Raw genomic sequence first — 19,015 nt, 5'->3', positions numbered from 1 at the left:
GATGATTCGCGCCCTTTTTCTTGTCACGCCTCGCTGGATCCACGCCACCCTGGACTTTCATCCGCCGATGCGCGCAATCCCGTCTTCGCGTCCGTCCTCGTCAACGGACGCGCTGGCTCACAGCTCGTTTTCCGGACCCGCGCAGTTGGTGAAGCGCTCTTCGTAACCGAAGATGTCGTTGTCGCGGCAACGACCGTTGCCACCATCGATGGCCACGCCCGAACCGGTGCCGTGGATGACGACGTTGTCGCGGATCACGCTGTAGTCGTAGGAGCGGATGCCGGTGGCGATCGCCGCCAGGTTCATCACGCGGTTGCCCTGGACGGAGCCGCGCTCGATCGCGATGCCGTAGGCGTTGTCGGTTTCGTCGTCGCCGTGGACGCCGATGACCGTGTTGTTCAGCGCCGAACCGTAGAAGCCGAACATCGCAATGCCGTATGCGGCGATCATGCCCGGCTGGCCGCCGGTGTCGCGCACCAGGTTGTTCTGCACCACGTTGCCTTCGCCACGCGTGGCAATGCCGACGTAGTTGTTGGCCTCGACAATGTTGTCCTCGATGTTGTGCGAGAAGCCGATCAGGGCGATACCGTAACGGAAGCCTTCGACCCGGCAGTTGCGCACGGTGATGTTGTGGCGGGCCTGCTGGCTGGCGGCGATGCCGGTCGCATAGCTGCCCACGCCGACTTCCAGGCCACTGAGGCGGAAATCGTTGCAGTCGACCGTCACGTTGTCGGACGTCACCGTGATGGCGGCGCCGCTGCTCAACGTGGTGTGGAGGTCGGCGCGCAGGCACCAGGTGCCCGTGGTGCTGACGGTGGCGGGCAGCGAATCGATGAAGCCCGTGCAGTTTTCATAGCTTTCCGCTGCCGACGCCTGGCCTGCGTATGCCAGGCCGGCGAGTGCGAGGGCGGCGAGTGAACGACCGATGATCATCTTGTTATCTCCTTTCAGGATTTGTGGGGAGGTCAAACTCACTTGCCTATCCCCCGAGGCGTCACGAGACTTAACCCCGCCCCCAACGCGGCTCCGTGAAATGCAACTGTCCCGGTAGGGATTGGTTGGGGAAGATGCACGGGACGCGAAGGCGGCCGTGCCGTGGCCTTCGCACGCATGCACGCTCGCGTCACGCCAGGCGCGATGCGAATCGCGTCGTCGCGGTCGGGCGGCGCGGTCCCAATCAGAAGGTGCAGGACAGGTAGTCGGCTTCCCACTGCGCGACCTGGTTGCCGCGACAGGTGCCGCCGCCGCCGCTGATGGCCACGCCGGACTCGGCCGATCCGCCATAGACCACGTTGTCGAGGATCATCGGAGCTTCCAGTCCCTGGATGCCCACGCCGATGAACTGCATGCGCAGGATGCGGTTGCGCTGCACGACGCCGCGCTGGAGCATGATCCCGTACGCATAGGTGTCGCCCTGCGCGCCGGGCGCGCCGCCGTCGACGTACACCACGGTGTTGTCCATGGCCACGCCTTCGCCGCCGATGACGGTGATGCCGTACGCGGTGGGCGTGTTGGCCTGGCCGCCGGTGTCGCGCACCAGGTTGTCGCGCACCACGTTCCCCTGCCCGCGCGTGGCGATGCCCACGTACGTCGACGCTTCGACCGTATTGCCCTCGACCAGGTGCGAGAACCCGATCAGTGCGACCCCGTAGCGGAAACCCTGGATGCTGCAGTTGCGCACGGTGATGTTGTGGCGGTCGGCCTGGCGCGACACCACGCCGCTGGCGATGGTGTTGCCGCCGCCGGCCAGTCCGCTGAGGCGATGGTCGTTGCAGTCCACGACCACGTTGTCCGCGTTGACCGTAATCGCCCCGCCGCTGCTCTGCGCCGTATCCAGGTCCGCGCGCAGGCACCACGTGCCCCGCGTGCTGATGGTGGCGGGCAAGGCGTCGATGAAGCCGGTGCAGTTGTCGTAGCTGCGCGCCGCGTGGGCGAGCTGCGGCGCGGCCAGCAGCACCGCGATCAGGAGGACGGGTCGGACCATGGCAGCACTCCAGGTGGGGACGGGCGCGGCGCCGTGAAGACCACGACGACGCTGCTGAACGCTACCCCGGCCCTCGTGAAAGAGTTGACGAAGCGTTAATCCGGGCCGGGCTACAAGCGATGCAACCCCCAGTCATGGATCTCCACGATGAAGCGCCTGCTCCTTGCCGCCTGCCTGTCCACCGCCATCGCGACGGCCGTCGTCGGCTGCGCCACCACCACCTCGCCGACGGGACGCACGCAGCAGGTCGGGGCCGTGTCGCAGGAACAGCTCAACGCCATGGGCGTGCAGGCGTTCAACCAGGCCAAGGCGCAGAAGCCGCAGAGCAGCGACGCGCGCCAGAACGCGTACGTCCGCTGCGTCGTCAACGCGGTCACGCGCGAACTGCCCCCGAACTGGCAGTACAACTGGGAAACGGCGCTGTTCGTCGACAACTCGCCCAACGCCTTCGCCCTGCCGGGCGGCAAGGTCGGCCTGTACACGGGGATCTTCTCGGTCGCGCGCAACCAGGACCAGTTGGCCGCCGTCGTCGCCCACGAGATCGGCCATGTCGTGTCGCGGCACCACGACGAACGCATCACCCGTCAGATGGGTGCGCAGGCCGGCCTGGGCATCGTCGGTGCGATCGTCGGCTCGGCCTATGGCGAGGGCGCGGCCAGTGCGGCCGGCCAGCTCGGTGGCGCCGCCGTGCAGGCGGGCTTCCTGCTGCCCAACAACCGCCAGCAGGAATCGGAAGCCGACGTCGTCGGCCAGCAGCTGATGGCCAAGGCGGGCTTCGATCCGCAGCAGGCGATCGGCCTGTGGGAGAACATGATCGCGGCCAGCGGCGGCAGCCGGCCCCCGCAATGGCTGTCCACCCACCCGGACCCGCGCTCGCGCATCCAGGAGCTGCGCGCCCGGGCGTCGGGATTGATGCCGACCTACCAGCAGGCGCGCGCGGCCGGCCATACGCCCAGGTGCGGATAAACCGGGCTTCACGACACCGGATGACCCTGTTTCGCCTGACCGCGCGTTTCTGATAGGTTGACGGCCCCCTTCGGGCCTCCCGGGCCCGTCTTGCCCCCGCAGGTCTGCCCCAATCGAATGGGCAGCGAAACAAGGTGATCGCCATGACGCTCTTCCCCACCCGCCGCCATTCGATCCTGGCTGCCGCCGTCGCGGCCGTCCTGGCCCTTGGCGCCATCGTGCCGGCCCAGGCCCAGACCGCGTCCGACCGCGCCGCCGAGCGCCGCGCCGAACGCGACGCCAAGAAGAAGCGCAGCGACGGCACCGAGCAGCAGTTCCCGGCCGCCACCCGCACCCCGCCGGAAGTGAAGGGCTCGGCCAAGGCGCGTCCCAAGCTCGAGAAGATGATCAAGCTCTACGACGACGACAAGGGTGACGAAGCCCGTGTCGTGGCCGACGAGATCATCGCCAACGAGGCCTTCAACGCCTACGACCACGCCTTCGCCGCGCAGCTCGCCTCGCAGGCGGCGTACAACGCCGGCGACGAGGCCGCGGCCATTGCCTACATGCGCAAGGCCGTGGAACTCAATGCGCTGGACAACAACAACCACTTCAACGCGATGCTGATGCTGTCGCAGGTGCAGATGCAGGAAGAAGGCAGCCTCGCCGAAGGCCTGGCCACGCTCGAACGCTTCCTGACCGAATCGGGCAGCACCAAGCCCGACCACCTGGCGATGAAGGGCCAGGCGCTGTACCAGCTGGAGAAGTACCCGGAGGCGGCGGCCGTCTTCAAGCAGCTGGTCGATTCCAATCCCGAACCCAAGGACCAGTGGCTGTCGCTGCTGATGTCCAGCAACGCCGAGATGGGCAAGACCGACGAGGCCATCGCGCTGGCCGAGAAGATCGCGGCCAAGGCGCCGGACGACAAGAAGAAGCAGATGAACCTGGCCGCGGTGTACTCGCAGGCCGACAAGTTCGACAAGGCCGCGGTCATCCTCGAGAAGATGCGTGCCGCCGGCCAGCTGACCGAAGACCGCGACTACAAGATCCTGTACTCGACCTACCTCAACATGGAGGGTCGCGAGAAGGAAGTCGCCACCATCATCAACGACGGCCTGGCCAAGGGCATCCTCAAGCCCGACTACCAGACCTACCTGGCGATGGCGCAGTCGTACTACTTCTCCGACCAGATCGCGCCGGCAATCGACGCGTACCGCAAGGCCGCGCCGCTGTCGACCGACGGCGAGACCTACCTCAACCTTGCGCGACTGCTGTGGCAGGAAGACCGCATCCCCGAAGCGAAGGAAGCGGCGAAGCAGGCCATCGCCAAGGGCCTGAAGAAGCCCGACGACGCCAAGAAGATCCTCGCGCTGCCTGCTAAATAAACAGAACAGGCACACAAACTGCCGACTAAGTGCTTGGAAGCCTAGGCACAAGTTGGTATATGCTAGGAGGTTCCTGCGGTTCAGCCGCAGGAACCGCATACCGCCCGCGGCGCCCTGGCGCCCGGAAAAACTCCCCGAGCCACGGCGCATGACGCAAGTCCTCGAAATCCATAAGCACGAAGAAGCGCCGGAAGGCCTCAACTGGGCCCGGATCACCGGCATCACCCTGGCGCTGGCCGTCCACGTCGGGGCCCTGCTCCTTCTGCTCGCGCCGATGGCACCCCCGCCGAGCGACAAGGCCGAGGAGGAGGTGACGTTCGTCAACATCGTCCGTCCGCCGCCGCCGCCCCCGCCGCCGCCGCCGCCGCCGCCGCCGGAAGAGCCCAAGCCGCAGCCGATCCGCCAGCTGTCGCCGCCGACCCCGTCGCCGCTGCCGCCGCCGCCGGAGCAGCCGCCGATCGAGGTCGAGGACCCGACCCCCGTCGACCTGCCGCCGCTGCCGCCGAGCCCGCCGTCGCCGCCGCGTCAGTCGGAGACGATCGCCGGTTCGATCGACCCGTCCTCGCAGCGCATGAACCCGCCGGATTACCCGCCGGCCGCCGCCCGCGCCGGCGTCACCGGCCAGGTGGTGCTGCTGGTGGACATCGACGCCCAGGGCAACGTGCTCAACGTGCGCGTCGAGAAGTCCAGCCGCAACCGTGACCTCGACCGTGCCGCGCAGGAAGCGCCGCGCCGCAAGAAGTGGCGCTTCAACCCGGCCAAGGAAAACGGCAACCCGGTGCCCAGCACCGTCCGCGTGCCCGTGGTCTTCAATCTCTAATACGTTTCAACCTCCGGCCACCCAACGGCCGGCGGACCTGTTGTAGTTAGCAATTCCACCTTCCACGACTAAAAGGTAAGCGTCATGTTGCAGGTAATCATCGCCGCCGCCGCCGCGGCACCCACCGGGGGCACGACGAATGCGGCCGCCGCTCTGTCGCAGATGGGCGCTGCCAATCTGCTCGGAGAGATGGTCAGCAATCCGGGCCATTACGCCGTTTCCTGGGTTGTTCTCCTCACCCTGACCTTGATGTCGGTCCTGTCGATCTACTGGATCGTCATGAACTTCCTCAAGAACCTCCGTCTGAAGGGCACCTCGGACCGCGTCATCAGCACGTTCTGGGAAACCCCGAACGCGCAGGACGCCATCCGCTTCATGGAAGACCAGCCCCGCGGCGAGCCCTTCTCCAAGATCGCGCTCGATGCCGCCCAGGCTGCCGCCCACCACCAGCGCCACGAAGGCTCGCGCGTGGTCGAGTCGCTGAACCGCTCCGAGTTCGTCGACCGCGCCCTGCGCCAGGGCGTGACCCGTGAGTCCTCGCGCCTGGAAGCCGGCCTGACCGTGCTCGCCACCGTGGGTTCAACCGCGCCGTTCGTCGGCCTGCTCGGCACCGTGTGGGGCATCTACGGTGCGCTGATCCGCATCGGCGCCTCGGGCAACGCCTCGATCGACGCCGTCGCCGGCCCGGTCGGTGAAGCACTGATCATGACCGCGCTCGGCCTGTTCGTCGCGATCCCGGCGGTGCTGGCGTACAACTTCTTCACGCGCCTCAACCGCGTGACGAACAACAAGTTCGATACGTTCGCGCATGACCTGCACGACTTCTTCGCCACCGGCTCGCGCGTCGGCGAAGTCGGCGTGAAGCGCTGATCCACGGCCCCTGTCCAGTAGTCGTTCCGGAGTTCGAACATGGCCTTCAGTGCAGGCAATGACAGCGGCGGCCCGATGGCCGAAATCAACGTCACGCCGCTCGTCGACGTGATGCTGGTATTGCTCATCATCTTCATGATCACCGCGCCGCTGATGTCGCATAAGGTGAAGGTCGAACTTCCCGAAGCGAATCTCAACAAGCGCGACGAGGTGGCCAAGGAAGTCACGCCGATCACGATCGCTGTGGCCGAGAACGGCTCGCTGTACTGGAACGACGAGCCGATCAGCAAGGGCCTGATGGAGAGCCGTTTCTCCACCGAGGCCCAGAAGCTGCCGCAGCCGCAGGTCAACGTGCGTGGCGACAAGACCGCCAAGTACCGCCTGGTGCAGGAGGTCGTGCAGACCGCCCAGCAGCAGGGCATGCGCAAGGTCGGCTTCGTGGCCATCAAGGACCGTTCGGGTCAGCCGTAACGCGATACCGGAGAAAAAGTCATGGCATTTGCAAGTGGATCCGGTAGCGGCCCGATGGCCGACATCAACGTCACGCCGCTCGTCGACGTGATGCTGGTGTTGCTGATCATCTTCATGGTGACCGCGCCGATCCTGTCCTATCCGATCGAGGTCAACCTGCCGCAGCGCGTGATCAACCCGCCGCCGCAGACCCAGACGCCGCCGCCGCCGATCAAGCTGCGTATCGACGCGGCCGGCACGATCTTCTGGAACGACTCGCCGGTTCCGCTGGCGGCCCTCCAGCAGCAGATGAACGCCGAGGTCGCCAAGGACCCGTCGAACCAGCCGCTGCTCGAACTCGATGTCAACCCGGATGCCGATTACGGCATCCTCGCCAAGGTCCTGGCCCGGGCGAAAAATGCCGACATGAAGAAGATCGGCTTCCTCCAGCAGTAACCGGACCTGGCGCGAAAAGTTTTACCGCTTACCGCAACAGTCGTGAGAACGCCGCCCTCGGGCGGCGTTTTTTTTGCCTCCTGATTGCCGTCGATCAGTCCGCCGGTTGGGCTGGCGTCCGGCCCGCCGACACGGGACGGCGACGCAGGACACGGCCCGTTTCTAATGTCCGCGGACTGCCCGCGCGGCTCCAGCGGCAACCCTGCTGCCGTCCCGCGTTCCCAAGCCAACCTAGAACGGCCCGACGGCCTGCCCCTTGGCGCGATCAGACGCCAGGTCCGTGCGCCGGGATGGGAAAGACCGCATCCAAAACCCCGCTGCGCGCTGAACGCCCGCGCCGTGCCGCCCGATCCGCGGCTTGTGGCCCGCAACCCGGCGGGCGTAGCGTCGAGTCAGGGCATCTGGCCCGTCATCAGGGGGACACAATGGCGACTTCCGTTTTCGCAACCGGTCAGCGCTCCGAGGCCATGTCGCAGATGAACATCACGCCGCTCGTCGACGTCATGCTCGTCCTGCTGGTCATCTTCATGATCTCCGCGCCGGTACTGACCGGGACCCTCGACATGCGCCTGCCGCAGACCGGCCCGGAGCGGGCGACGATCCCGCCGCCGCGGGTGACGGTGCAGGTGCAGGCCGACGGCATGTTCCTGCTGGACGGCCAGATGATGGGCAAGGCGGCGCTGGCCGAGGCGCTGGGCGACATCGCCCGCGGCGCCCCGACCACCATCGTGGCCGTGAAGGCCAGCCAGGAGGCCGAGTACCAGTCCTTCACCGACGCCCTGTCGGCGGCCCGGCGCAGCGGAATCACCAACATCGCGCTGGAGAACTGACGGACGGCTGTCGACCCCGGCAGCGTTCCACGGGAAATCATGCGGGCCTGGCGCCACGCGCCGGGCCAGTTCCGGCGCGGTCACGCCCGGGTTCGCATCCGTACATTGCCGCGGTATCGGCGGGCTGATGGCCCGGCCGGTCGCTCCCCCCGGGACGGCAACCTTCGCGACGGGGTCTCTGCATAGCCAAGCCGACTCGCGTGGCGCCGGCACCGGCCGCCGACGGACTCGATCAAGAACCAACGCCGCTCAACGTCGCCAAAAGTGCGGCTAAAAAAGCAAAGCCTGCGTGCCCGACCGCGCTCGAATGTCGAGGAGGGAAGCGCCCGCCAGCCGAAACCCTAGCCTCGCAGGATCGCGAGATACCGCCGGACGGTCGTATCCAGTCCGGCGTACAGGGCCTCGCCGATGAGCGCGTGGCCGATCGACACTTCCAGCACGTCCGGTACCGCGCTCAGGAAGGCGCCCAGATTGGCCTGGCTGAGGTCATGCCCCGCGTTGACGCCCAGCCCGGCCGCCTGGGCCCGGGCGGCGGCGGCGGCAAAACGCCCCAGCATGTCGGCGGGATCGCCGTCGGCGAATGCTTCGGCGTAGGGCCCGGTATAGAACTCCACCCGGCTGGCGCCCGTGGCCGCCGCGCGCTCCATGTCGTCGGCCCGCAGCGGGCCATGCGCATCGGCGAACAGGCTGACCCGGCAGCCCAGCGCCTTGAGTCCGGATACCAGCGGCACCAGCGCCTGGCCGTCACGGTGGAAGTCGAAGCCATGGTCGGAGGTGAGCTGGCCGTCGCCGTCGGGCACCAGGGTGGCCTGGGCCGGACGGGTCGCCTCGCAGAGGGCGAGGAAGCCCGGGTAGGCGTCGCGGGGAGGCGCGAATGGATTGCCTTCCAGGTTGAACTCGACGCCGTACTGGCGGGTGAGCTCAGCCAGGGCGAGGACATCGTCGGTGCGGATATGGCGCCCATCGGGCCGCGGATGCACGGTGATGCCGTGCGCTCCGGCATCCAGGCACACCCGGGCGGCCTGCACCACATCGGGCTCGGCGCCCCCGCGCGAATTGCGCAGGACCGCGATCTTGTTGACGTTGACGCTGAGGACGGTCATCCGGGCAGCTTAGCGGCTGGCGCGGCCCGGCGGCAGAGCGTGCCGCTGCGTGCCGGTGGCCGCACGCGGGCGCCCCGCCGGCATGCTCAGCGCGGGGGGTCGGACTGCTGCGCGGCCGCCAGCTTGCGGGCCTCGGCCTGCTCGCGGAAACGGCGCAGTTCTTCCGGGTCCAGGATCATGTGCTCGTCGCGGGAGCGGCTGCCCACGCGCTCGGCGGCGAGCTTCAGGACGAAGGCCAGCAGGAATGCCAGGCCGGCGAGCAGGCAGATCGCCATCAGCCCGCCGGACGTATTGAACGCAGCGGCCAGGGCGGCGATGGACAGCAGCAGGTACAGCCAATGCATTGGAACACTCCGGATGACTTCTCCCTGCGGAGTTTAGCGCCACTGCGCGGGCCGTTTCGTGCGCCAGATCCGCAGTCGTGGCCGCCGGTCGGCTGCGCCGCCCGCGTCGGCCGCACCTCACAGCAGGGGCGACACCAGCCTGGCCAGCGCCTCGGGAAGCCGCGACCGCCACAGGCCGCGCCCGCGTTGCGCCGTCACCTCGCGCGCCTGCACGAACTCCGCCGCGATCAGCGTCGCCAGCTCGTCGCACAGCGCCCGGTCGTGCAGCAGCAGGGACAGTTCGAAGTTGAGCCGGAAACTGCGGTGGTCGAAGTTCGCGCTGCCCACGATCGCGAGCTCGTCGTCGCACAGCAGTGCCTTGGTATGCAGCATCCGCGGCCCGTACTCGTAGACCTTCACGCCCGCCGACAGCAGCTCGTCGAAATAGGACCGCGCCGCCAGTGTCACCAGCCGGCTGTCGCTGCGCAGCGGCACCAGCAGGCGCACGTCCAGTCCCCCCAGCGCGGCGGAGGTGAGCGCCATGCGTGCGGCCTCGCCGGGCACGAAGTAGGGCGTCACCAGCCAGACCCGTTTCATCGCGGCGTGGATGGCGCCGACGTGCAGCCGATGGATGGCCTCCCACGACGAGTCCGGCCCCGACACGAGGACCTGCACCGGGATCGGCCCGTGTTCCGCCGGCGGCGGGGGCAGGGCGACCGGGGCCGCCCCGGTGGCATACGCCCAGTCCTCGACGAAAACCAGCTGCAGCGATGCGACCACCGGCCCCTCCAGCCGCACATGCAGGTCCCGATAGGCGTCGGGGCGCAGGCGCTCGTCTTCCTCGTCGGTCACGTTGATGCCGCCGGCGTACGCCACGGCGCCGTCGATGACCACCAGCTTGCGATGGCTGCGCAGGTTGAGCCACGGGCGTTGCAGCAGGCGCGAGAAGAAGCGCATCGGGTGGAACCACGCCACCTGCCCACCCGCCTCGACGAGCGGACGGAAGAACCGCTGCCGCGTCTTGCCCGAGCCCACCGCGTCGAGCAGCAGGCGCACGTCGACGCCGGCCCGCGCGCGCTCGACCAGCGCGTCGCGCAGCAGGGTCCCGGTCGTGTCGGCCTCAAAGATGTAGTACTCCACAGGTGCACGTGTTCGCGCGCCCGCGCGATGTCGGCCAGCAGGGCGGCGTACTTGGCCCCACCGTCGACCAGCCAGCGCACGGCGGTCGCACTGGTGGGGGGCAGCCCGGTGGTCGACTGGGCCACGCGCGCCAGTTCGATCACTTCCTGCCGTGGCATCAGGCCCGGCGGCAGCGCCGGCAACCGGGCGCGCGCGCGGATGCGCCGCAGGCGCTGGCGGTGGATGCGCTGCGGACCGAACAGGTAGTAGATGACGAAGCCCAGGTAGGGCAGCGCCGCCAGCTGATCAGCCAGCTGAGCGTGGCGGCGGGTTCGCGTTTCTGCAGCACGATCCAGCCGCCCAGCCACAGCAGGTACACCAGCCAGCCCAGGCTGAGGTAGAGCTTCAGGTCGGGCAGCTCGAGCAGGGCCTGCCAGGCGTGTTGGAAGGTCGCGAGCATTCGCAGCGCCGTGAACCGTTAAGAGGCTGTCGCGGATGCTGCGACGCGGCGAGGGTACCGTATGCCCATGGACGATGCCCGCAAACCCCAGGCGCCCATCAAAGGCCGCGGCGCGGCGTCGCGGGTGGCTGGCCGCTACGAGGTCACCACCACCCACGGCGAGGACGATGGCTGGGGCTCGGTCTACGAAGACCTGGCCGACGCGCCGCGACCGCTGACCACCGTCACCGAGGAGCGCGCCCGCAGCATCGTCACCCGCAATGATTCGCCCGACGTCGGATTCGACGCCTCGGTCAATCCCTATCGCGGCTGCGAGCACGGCTGCGTCTATTGCTTCGCGCGCCCCTCGCACGCCTACCTCGACCTGTCACCGGGCCTGGATTTCGAGACCAAGCTGTTCGCCAAGACCAACGCCCCAGAACGCCTGCGCGAAGAGCTGGCGAGGCCGTCCTACCGCTGCACGCCCCTGGCGCTGGGCATCAACACCGATGGCTACCAGCCCATCGAGCGGCGTTATCGCATCACGCGCCAGTGCCTGGAAATCCTGGCCGAGACCCGGCATCCGGTGAGCTTCGTCACGAAAAGCGCGCTGATCGAACGCGACCTGGACCTGCTCGCCCCGATGGCGCGCGACAACCTGGTCAGCGTGCACTTCTCCATCACCACGCTGGACAACCGGCTGGCCGCCAGGATGGAGCCGCGGGCCAGCGCCCCGCACGCCAAGCTCCGTGCAATGCAGGCCCTGGCGCAGGCCGGCGTGCCGGTGGGCGTGATGGTCGCGCCGGTGGTGCCGATGATCACCGACCGCGAGATCGAACACATCCTGAAAGCGGCGCACGCGCACGGCGCGCGTTCGGCCGCGTACACGCTGCTGCGGCTGCCGCACGAACTCAAGGACATCTGGCGCGAGTGGCTCGAACTGCACTATCCCGAGCGCGCCGCGCACGTGATGAGCCTGATCCAGCAGATGCGCGGCGGCAAAGACTACGACAGCACCTTCGGCTCGCGCATGCGCGGCCAGGGGCCGTTCGCGCAGCTGATCGCGCAGCGCTTCGCCAAGGCGCGCGAGCGCCTGGGATTCCCCGGCCATCCGCCGCTGGATACCAGCCGGTTCACGCCGCCGCGCAAGCCATCGCCGCAGGGCCAATTGTTCTAGCCGTGACCTCCGACTTGCATTACGCCGGCCGCGTGCCCCGATAATCGAAGACCGGCGCCCCGCCGCGCACCGTCCCCCGATGCCGCGACCATGACCGAAACCGATTCGCCGCCTCCGTCGCGGCAGCAACTGGCCGCGATGGAGCGGCAGCTGCAGCTGCTCACCGACGCCGTCGTGCATGACCTGCGCGCACCGCTGCGCTCGATCGACGCCTTCGTCGCACGCGTGGCCACCAGCGCCCAGGCGCGGCTGGAACCGGACGAATGCGCGCAGCTGCAGCGCGTGCGCGAAGCCGCCAGCCGCATGACCGACCTGCTGGCGGCGCTGAGCGACTGGTCGCACGCCGGCCGGGCGCCGCTGAAGGCCGGGCCGGTGGACCTGAGCCTGCTGGCGGAGTGGGCGATCGCCGACCTGCGCGAGGCCCACCCCGGGCGCGCGGTGGAGTCCACCGTGCAGCCCGGCATGACGGTGCTCGGCGACGAGCGCCTGCTGCGCCGCCTGCTCGACCACCTGTTGTCCAATGCCTGGCAGTTCGCCCAGCCCGACGCGCCGGTGCGGGTGGAAGTGGCGGGCCAGTACACGCCGGGCCACCTGCACCTGCGCGTGCGCGACCACGGCATGGGTTTCGACCCGCGGTACGCGCACAAACTGTTCGAGCCGCTGCAGCGCCTGCATGGGCCCCAGGACGGCGCTCGCCACGGTCTGGGCCTGGCCACGGCGCTGACCATCGCGCAGCGGCACGGCGGCGGCATCACCGCCGTTTCACGACCCGGCGACGGCGCGGAATTTACCGTCGACCTGCCGCAGGCAGACAGCCCGGGAGCCTCCGATGCATAAGGACATCCTGCTGGTCGAAGACAACCCCGACGACGTCGAGCTGACCCGGCTTGCCTTCGAGGAGGCCGGCGTCACCAACCGCCTGGTCGTGGTCAACGACGGCGCCCAGGCGCTGGACTACCTGTTCGCGCGCGGACCCTACGCCGACCGCGACCCGCAGGACCTGCCCGGCATCGTCCTGCTCGATCTCAACCTGCCCAAGCTCGACGGTCACGAAGTGCTGCAGGCCATCCGCGCCGAGGCCGCCACCCGCACGCTGCCGGTGATCGTGCTCACCACCAGCGTCGAGCCGCCCGATGTCGAGTCCACGTACGCGCTGGGCGCAAACAGCTACATCCGCAAGCCGGTGGACTTCGAGCAGTTCGTCTGGGCCGTGCGCCAGGTCGGGCTGTACTGGCTCGTGCTCAAGGAGCGCGCGTGAGCTGAGCGCGCCACCGGGTTGCGTGCGCTTTTGCATCGTTGTCGCGCGCGTGAACCGCGTGCCGACGCAACCATCCGCCGGTGATCCCGTGCCCCGCCGACGCCGACCGCCAGCAGTGATCCACGCCCCAGGCGCAGGTTCTCGACCTCAGGTCTCCAGGCCGTCCTCGGCCGTTTCCAGCTCGCCGGCGGTATCGCCAAGCAGGCGCCGGCTCTCGTCCAGCGGCAGTGCTTCGACCTCGCGCAGCTTGCGCGTGAGCACGCGCGTGCGGCGGCCGGTCTCGTCGATCTTGCTGCTGGCCTCGTCGAGCTTCTTCTTGACCCCTTCCAGGACGCCGCCGAACTTGGCGAACTCGGTCTTCACCGCGCCCAGCGTGCGCCAGACCTCGCTGGAGCGCTCCTGGATGGCCAGGGTGCGGAAGCCCATCTGGAAACTGGTCATCAGCGCGAGCAGCGTGGTCGGCCCGGCCACCGCGATGCGCAGGTCGCGCTGCAGGGCATCGACCAGCCCGGGCCGGCGCAGGGTCTCGGCATACAGGCCCTCGGTGGGCAGGAACAGGATCGCGAACTCGGTCGTGTGCGGCGGGCCCACGTATTTGGCGCGAATGCGCGCCGCCTCCAGGGCGCACGCGCCGCTCCAGCGCATCGCCGGCGTTGCGCGCACCTTCGACGTCCCCGTGTTCCTGCGCGTCGAGCAGGCGCTCGTAGTCCTCGCGCGGGAACTTGGCGTCGATCGGCAACCAGACCGGCGCATCGCCGGTGGAGCCAGGAAAGCGCACCGCGAACTCCACCCGCTCGCTGCTGCCGGGCAGGGTGGCGACGTTGGCCGAATACTGGTCGGGCGCGAACACCTGCTCCAGCAGGCCCGCCAGCTGCACTTCGCCGAACACGCCGCGCGACTTCACGTTGCCCAGCACGCGCTGCAGGCCACCCACGTCGGCGGCCAGCTTGTTCATGTCGCCCAGGCCCTGGTGTACCTGCGCAAGCATCGAGGTGACATTGCCGAAGCTCTCGGTCAGCCGCGTTTCCAGCGTGGCGTGCAGCTTCTCGTCGACGGTGGCGCGCATCTGCTCGAGCTTGCTGGCGTTGTCGGCCTGCAGCTCGCGCATGCGCTGCTCCAGCGTGGTGCGCAGTTCGCCCAGGCGGGTGTCGTTGTTGCGGGTCAGCTCGCCCACGCGGGCATCCAGCGCCGAGGCGAAGTCGCGCAGGGCCAGCGCCGTTTCCCTGGCGTGCCTTGCGCGCGTCCTCGGTGAGCGCTGCACGCAGGTCTTCCAGCCGCTGGTCGGTCCGCAGCGCGGCCTCGTTCAGCCGGCCGGCGAAGCCGTCGATGCGCAGTTCCTGCTGGGCCGAGAACGCATCCAGCTGCGCCCGCAGCTCGCCGCGACCCTCGCGCTGCTCCTCGCGCAACGCGTGCTGTACCGCGTCGTCCGGCCGCCTCAGCAGCATCACCAGCAGCAGGGCAATGACCACGACGACGGCGACGAGGAGGACGACAAGCAGCAGCGGGGCCTGGATCATGCGCACAGTGTAGCGGCGGCCGTCGCATTGCATGAGACCGCGAGGCGTTCAGAATGGGCGCCAGGCCGGCGCCCGCCCGGTCGCGGGAGGAAACGAGATGAAGCATTCGGGAAGCTGCCATTGCGGCAAGGTCGCCATCGAGGTGGAAGGCCAGATCGACAGCGTGCTGTCGTGCAACTGCTCCATGTGCCAGCGCAAGGGCGCCCTGCTGTGGTTCGTCCCGCGCGAGCGCCTGCAGGTCATCCGTGGCGAGGGCGAACTGGCGACCTACACCTTCAACCGCCACGTCATCCGCCATCACTTCTGCCCGACCTGCGGCATCCATCCGTTCGGCGAGGGCACCGGACCGGACGGCGCGGCGATGGCGGCGATCAACGCGCGCTGCCTGGAAGGCGTCGAGCTCGACACCCTGCCGATCCACCACTACGACGGCCGCAGCCTGTGACCGGCGCCGCGGGGCTTTCGGCATGACCGCGCTCAGCCCATTCGAACGCCGCATCGTGGACGCCTGCCTGGCCGGCGACGCACCCGTCCTGGCGGCGCTGCGCACGCAGGCGGACCAGGCGGCGGTGGAACGGCGCGAGGACACCGGCGACGGCCTGCGTACCTACTTCGTGCTTCCGGACACGGTCGCGGCCGTGGAGCCGGCGGCGCTGAACTTCACCGACGTCGACCTCGACATCGCGGGCGTCGACGACGGCGCCTCCACGTCGCTGTGGGTCATCGGCGGCCGGCTCGCCTTCCTGGAAGTGCTCGCCTACGACGGGCCCTGGCCGGCTTGCCCGGAACTGCGCGGCCTGCGTTACCTGCGTGAAGTGCAGATCGCCCCGGGCACCTGGTCGGCCACGCCGGTCGACGCCCGCGATCCGGACACGCTGGCGCGCGCACTCGCCGGCGTGCAGGCGGACGAATACGGCGGCTGATTCAATCCCGCAGGCGGGCCGGATGCGCGTAGACGTTGAGGGCGCCGCCGCGCGCGAACGCCGCCAGCGTCAGCCCGGCTTCGTCGGCCACGCGGATCGCCAGGTCGGTGGGTGCGGAGATCGCCACCACCACGCCAATGCCCGCGGTGGCGGCCTTGTGCACGATCTCGTAGGAGGCGCGCGAGGTGATCACCACGAAGCCCGCGGCCGGATCGAGGTGTGCGTGCGCCATGGCGCCGATCAGCTTGTCCAGCGCATTGTGCCGGCCCACGTCCTCGCGCACCAGCAACCCACCGGCGTGGGCGAAGCCGGCCGCGTGCACGCCACCGCTGCGCGCGTTCAGCGGTTGCTGCTGCGCCAGTTGCGACAGGGCCTGGTTGATCTGTGCCATGCGTACCGCCGGAGACCCGGTCACGCGCGGCACGGGCCGCAAGGCATCACGCAGGGTTTCGACCCCGCACAGGCCGCAACCGCTGCGGCCTTCCATCGCGCGCCGGCGCAGCGCCAGCGCATCGAAGCGCGGCTGCGGGATGGCGGCATGCAGGGCGTGGCCTTCCTCGCGCGCGACGACGTCGACCAGAGAGAATTCCTCCGGCCGCGCCACGATGCCCTCGCTGAGCGCGAACCCGAGCGCGAAGTCCGGCAGATCCGTGGGCGTGGCCATCATCACGGCGAAAGGCGCGCCGTTGTAGAGCAGGGCGACGGGTGCCTCGACCACCACCGGCTCGTCGCGACCCTCGCGCAGGCCATGCGCGACATGCAGCGCAGGCAACTGCTGCAATGCACCGGTCAGGGATTCGCGCACAGTTGCCGCCCCTTCGCGGTGAGCCAGAGCAGCGTGCGGGCACCGTCGGTGCGCGTTTCCACCAGGTCCAGGCCGTCGTAGCGCGTGTCCGCGCCGAGCGCGGTGAGCAGGCGCTGCAGCTCGCTTGCGCTCACGCCCAGGCGCTTGGCCACGCGCGGCAGCGACTGGCCGTCTTCCTGGGCCAGCAGCTGCAGCAGCGCGAGGGCGGTGTCGCTCACGAAGCCGCCACCGATGCGCTCGCGCGCAGGCGCACCGGGATCGACTTGGACGCCGGCGTACGCGCGCGCTCGGCAAAACTCTCCAGTGGCACCAGCGGGTTGGTTTCCGGGAAATACGCGGCCAGGCAGCCGGGCGGGATGTCGTACTCGACCAGGCGGAACCCGTGCACCGCGCGCTCCTGCACCCGGCCGTCGGCACCGGGCCACAGCGAGACCAGGTCGACCAGGTCGCCATCGCTGTAGCCGTGCGACGCCAGGTCGGCGGCGCTGATGAAGACCACGCGGCGCAGCCCGTGCACGCCGCGGTAGCGGTCATCGAGCCCATAGATCGTGGTGTTGTACTGGTCGTGGGAGCGCACGGTCATCAGCATCAGCGGCGCGTCCGGCATGGCGCCCGGACCCGTCGACGGGGGGAGCAGCCGATGCACGTGGAACACGGCCTTGCCCACGGCGTTGGGAAACTGCCGGTCGCGATTGGGATGGTGCACGTGGAAGCCGCCAGCGGTGCGCACGCGCGCGTTGAAGTCCTCGAACCCGTCCACCACGCGTGCGATGCGCTCACGGATGCGGTCGTAATCCTCCACCAGCGCCAGCCACGGGGTGGCGCTGTCGGGCAGCGTCGCCGCGGCCAGGCGCGCGACGATCGCCGGTTCCGAGAGCAGCCGGTCGGAAGCCGGCGGATTCATGCCGCTGGACAGGTGCACCATGCTCATCGAGTCCTCGACCGTGACCGCCTGCGGACCGCCGGCCTGCAGGTCGATCTCGGTGCGGCCCAGGCAGGGCAGGATCAGCGCGTCGGCGCCATGGACCAGGTGGGAACGGTTGAGTTTCGTGCTCACCTGCACGGTCAGCGCGCAGCGCCGCAGCGCCGCGTGGGTGCGCACCGTGTCCGGCGTGGCGGCGGCGAAGTTGCCGCCCATGCCGAAGAACACGCGCGCGCGGCCGTCGTGCATCGCGTGGATGGCATCGAGTGTGTCGAAGCCATGCGCGCGCGGCGGCGCGAAGCCGAACTCCGCGCCCAGGCGGTCGAGGAAATCCGCGGCCGGCTTTTCGTAGATGCCCATCGTGCGGTCGCCCTGCACGTTCGAATGCCCGCGCACCGGGCAGGGGCCCGCGCCGGCGCGGCCGATGTTGCCGCGCAGCAGCAGCAGGTTGGCCAGCATCTGGATCGTGGCCACGCTGCGGTGGTGCTGGGTGATGCCCATGCCCCAGCACACGATGGTCGCCGCGCTGCCGATGTAGGTGCGCGCTGCCTGCTCCAGCTGCGCGCGGGTGAGGCCGGACTCGTTTTCGAGGTCCTCCCAGCGCGCCGCGCGGACGCTGCGCGCGAAGGCGTCGAAGCCCTGCGTATGGGCGTCAATGAATTCGCGGTCGATCGCGCCCTGCTCCACCACCACCTTCGCCATCGCCGTCGCCACGGCCAGGTCGCCGCCGATCCGCGGCTGGTAGTACTCGCTGGCGATGCGCACGCCCTGGGCGCCAGGCAGCATGTCCGCCGGCGCTTGAGGATTGGCGAAGCGCTCCAGCCCGCGCTCGCGCAGCGGATTGAACGCCACGATGTGGCAGCCGCGGCGCGCGGCGTCGCGCAGCTCGGCGAGCATGCGCGGATGGTTGGTGCCGGGGTTCTGGCCGAAGATGAAGATGGCCTGCGCGTGCTCGAAATCCTCCAGCGTCACCGAGCCCTTGCCGCTGCCCAGCTGTTCCACCAGCGCCACGCCCGACGGCTCGTGGCACATGTTCGAACAGTCGGGCAGGTTGTTGGTGCCGAACTCGCGCACGAACAGCTGGTACAGGAAGGCCGCTTCGTTGGACGTGCGCCCGGAGGTGTAGAACACGGCCTGGTCCGGCGAATCGAGCCCGCGCAGCGCGGCGGCGATGCGTGCGAAAGCCTCGTCCCAGCCGATCGGCACGTAGCGATCCACGCTCGCGTCGTAGGCCATCGGCTCGGTGAGCCGGCCCTGCGCCTCGAGGAAATGGTCGTCCTGCGCCAGCAGCGCGCTCACCGTATGCGTGGCGAAGAACTCGCGCGTCACCCGGCGGCTCGTGGCCTCGTTGGCCACGGCCTTGACGCCGTTCTCGCAGAACTCGAAGGTTGAATGCGCGTTGCGATCCGGCCAGGCGCAGCCTGGACAGTCGAAGCCCGCCGGCTGGTTGGTGCGCAGCAGCGTGCTGGCGCCCTTCATGCCCACGTGCTGCTCGCGCAAGGCCTGCCAGGAACTCCTGAGCGCGTCCCAGCCGCCGGCCGGCTTGAGGTAGACGTCGATGGGCGTACGTCGGGACATGCAGGAGCCGCGTGTGGGACTGCCCCGATTCTAGCGCCGCGCTGCGGCCCGGCCGGCGAAGCGCGGATGCATGCGCGGTCCGGAACCGCGCGCGCGGCAAGGGCTCGTACG

The 19,015-nt window shown here is 69.2% G+C and carries 19 protein-coding genes and 2 pseudogenes; 12 read left to right on the top strand and 9 right to left on the bottom strand.

From position 1 onward, the window contains the following. Window positions 1-117 precede the first annotated feature (117 nt). Together I8J32_RS04560 and I8J32_RS04555 are read right to left on the bottom strand one after the other, a co-directional pair. Entirely contained in the window at window positions 118-933 is an 816-nt protein-coding gene (locus tag I8J32_RS04560; RefSeq protein WP_200614815.1) for a right-handed parallel beta-helix repeat-containing protein, read from the bottom strand. 244 nt (window positions 934-1,177) lie between these two features. Next, a complete protein-coding gene (locus tag I8J32_RS04555; RefSeq protein WP_200614816.1) occupies window positions 1,178-1,984 on the bottom strand; it encodes a right-handed parallel beta-helix repeat-containing protein in 807 nt (268 codons plus the stop codon). Window positions 1,985-2,131: 147 nt separating this feature from the next. Between I8J32_RS04555 and I8J32_RS04550 the strand changes: the two genes are divergently transcribed. From I8J32_RS04550 to I8J32_RS04520, 7 genes are all read left to right on the top strand, one after another. Next, window positions 2,132-2,950 (top strand): M48 family metallopeptidase, encoded by an 819-nt coding sequence (locus tag I8J32_RS04550; protein ID WP_207526789.1) that lies wholly within the window; start codon window positions 2,132-2,134, stop codon window positions 2,948-2,950. 143 nt (window positions 2,951-3,093) lie between these two features. After that, on the top strand, window positions 3,094-4,314 hold the full coding sequence (locus I8J32_RS04545; protein ID WP_200614820.1) for a tetratricopeptide repeat protein: 1,221 nt from the start codon (window positions 3,094-3,096) through the stop codon (window positions 4,312-4,314). Between the two features lie 148 nt (window positions 4,315-4,462). Beyond that, entirely contained in the window at window positions 4,463-5,134 is a 672-nt protein-coding gene (locus I8J32_RS04540) for an energy transducer TonB (protein ID WP_200614822.1), read from the top strand. Between the two features lie 84 nt (window positions 5,135-5,218). After that, on the top strand, window positions 5,219-6,004 hold the full coding sequence (locus I8J32_RS04535; protein ID WP_207526788.1) for a MotA/TolQ/ExbB proton channel family protein: 786 nt from the start codon (window positions 5,219-5,221) through the stop codon (window positions 6,002-6,004). Between the two features lie 39 nt (window positions 6,005-6,043). Next, window positions 6,044-6,475 (top strand): ExbD/TolR family protein, encoded by a 432-nt coding sequence (locus I8J32_RS04530; RefSeq protein ID WP_200614826.1) that lies wholly within the window; start codon window positions 6,044-6,046, stop codon window positions 6,473-6,475. 21 nt (window positions 6,476-6,496) lie between these two features. Beyond that, complete coding sequence (locus tag I8J32_RS04525) at window positions 6,497-6,910, top strand: ExbD/TolR family protein (protein WP_200614828.1); 414 nt, start codon at window positions 6,497-6,499, stop codon at window positions 6,908-6,910. A 425-nt stretch (window positions 6,911-7,335) separates the two neighbouring features. Then, window positions 7,336-7,740 carry an ExbD/TolR family protein gene (locus I8J32_RS04520; protein ID WP_200614830.1) on the top strand — a complete coding sequence of 135 codons (405 nt, stop codon included), beginning with the start codon at window positions 7,336-7,338 and terminating at the stop codon, window positions 7,738-7,740. Window positions 7,741-8,081: 341 nt separating this feature from the next. On the opposite strand, the gene I8J32_RS04515 is transcribed toward I8J32_RS04520, so the two are convergent. The 3 genes and pseudogenes from I8J32_RS04515 to cls form a co-directional block, all read right to left on the bottom strand. After that, window positions 8,082-8,843: a pyridoxine 5'-phosphate synthase gene (locus I8J32_RS04515; RefSeq protein WP_200614832.1), complete on the bottom strand. Its 762-nt coding sequence runs from the start codon at window positions 8,841-8,843 to the stop codon at window positions 8,082-8,084. 86 nt (window positions 8,844-8,929) lie between these two features. Then, complete coding sequence (locus I8J32_RS04510; protein WP_200614834.1) at window positions 8,930-9,187, bottom strand: hypothetical protein; 258 nt, start codon at window positions 9,185-9,187, stop codon at window positions 8,930-8,932. Window positions 9,188-9,304: 117 nt separating this feature from the next. Next, window positions 9,305-10,745 (bottom strand): annotated as a pseudogene (cls, locus tag I8J32_RS04505) (cardiolipin synthase). 61 nt (window positions 10,746-10,806) lie between these two features. Here cls and I8J32_RS04500 point away from each other — a divergent pair. The 3 genes from I8J32_RS04500 to I8J32_RS04490 all read left to right on the top strand — a co-directional run bounded on the left by I8J32_RS04500 (window position 10,807) and on the right by I8J32_RS04490 (window position 13,159). After that, window positions 10,807-11,901, top strand: coding sequence for a PA0069 family radical SAM protein (locus tag I8J32_RS04500; RefSeq protein ID WP_200614837.1), 1,095 nt, complete (start codon window positions 10,807-10,809; stop codon window positions 11,899-11,901). Window positions 11,902-11,991: 90 nt separating this feature from the next. Continuing rightward, window positions 11,992-12,738, top strand: a complete 747-nt coding sequence (locus tag I8J32_RS04495) for a sensor histidine kinase (protein WP_200614839.1) — start codon at window positions 11,992-11,994, stop codon at window positions 12,736-12,738. Next, on the top strand, window positions 12,731-13,159 hold the full coding sequence (locus tag I8J32_RS04490; RefSeq protein WP_200614841.1) for a response regulator: 429 nt from the start codon (window positions 12,731-12,733) through the stop codon (window positions 13,157-13,159). Before I8J32_RS04495 ends, I8J32_RS04490 begins: the two co-directional genes overlap by 8 nt. A 147-nt stretch (window positions 13,160-13,306) precedes the next feature. Here the strand turns inward: I8J32_RS04490 and rmuC are convergent. Further along, window positions 13,307-14,676, bottom strand: a pseudogene (rmuC, locus tag I8J32_RS04485) (DNA recombination protein RmuC). A 97-nt stretch (window positions 14,677-14,773) separates the two neighbouring features. Between rmuC and I8J32_RS04480 the strand changes: the two are divergent. Continuing rightward, window positions 14,774-15,121, top strand: coding sequence for a GFA family protein (locus I8J32_RS04480; RefSeq protein ID WP_200614843.1), 348 nt, complete (start codon window positions 14,774-14,776; stop codon window positions 15,119-15,121). Window positions 15,122-15,143: 22 nt separating this feature from the next. Further along, window positions 15,144-15,599 carry a hypothetical protein gene (locus tag I8J32_RS04475; protein ID WP_200614845.1) on the top strand — a complete coding sequence of 152 codons (456 nt, stop codon included), beginning with the start codon at window positions 15,144-15,146 and terminating at the stop codon, window positions 15,597-15,599. A 1-nt stretch (window position 15,600) separates the two neighbouring features. On the opposite strand, the gene fdhD is transcribed toward I8J32_RS04475, so the two are convergent. From fdhD to I8J32_RS04460, 3 genes are read right to left on the bottom strand one after another with little or no spacing between them, the layout of a single operon-like run. Further along, window positions 15,601-16,404: a formate dehydrogenase accessory sulfurtransferase FdhD gene (fdhD, locus tag I8J32_RS04470; RefSeq protein ID WP_245156416.1), complete on the bottom strand. Its 804-nt coding sequence runs from the start codon at window positions 16,402-16,404 to the stop codon at window positions 15,601-15,603. Further along, window positions 16,389-16,622 (bottom strand): helix-turn-helix domain-containing protein, encoded by a 234-nt coding sequence (locus I8J32_RS04465; RefSeq protein ID WP_200614847.1) that lies wholly within the window; start codon window positions 16,620-16,622, stop codon window positions 16,389-16,391. Before I8J32_RS04465 ends, fdhD begins: the two co-directional genes overlap by 16 nt. Further along, entirely contained in the window at window positions 16,619-18,904 is a 2,286-nt protein-coding gene (locus tag I8J32_RS04460) for an FdhF/YdeP family oxidoreductase (protein WP_200614848.1), read from the bottom strand. Before I8J32_RS04460 ends, I8J32_RS04465 begins: the two co-directional genes overlap by 4 nt. Window positions 18,905-19,015 lie beyond the last annotated feature (111 nt).

It is taken from the genome of Lysobacter solisilvae, from assembly GCF_016613535.2.
Taxonomy (GTDB): Bacteria; Pseudomonadota; Gammaproteobacteria; order Xanthomonadales; family Xanthomonadaceae; genus Agrilutibacter; species Agrilutibacter solisilvae.
Note: the sequence above shows the minus strand (reverse complement) of the source record. Positions and strands in the feature narration are given on the sequence as shown.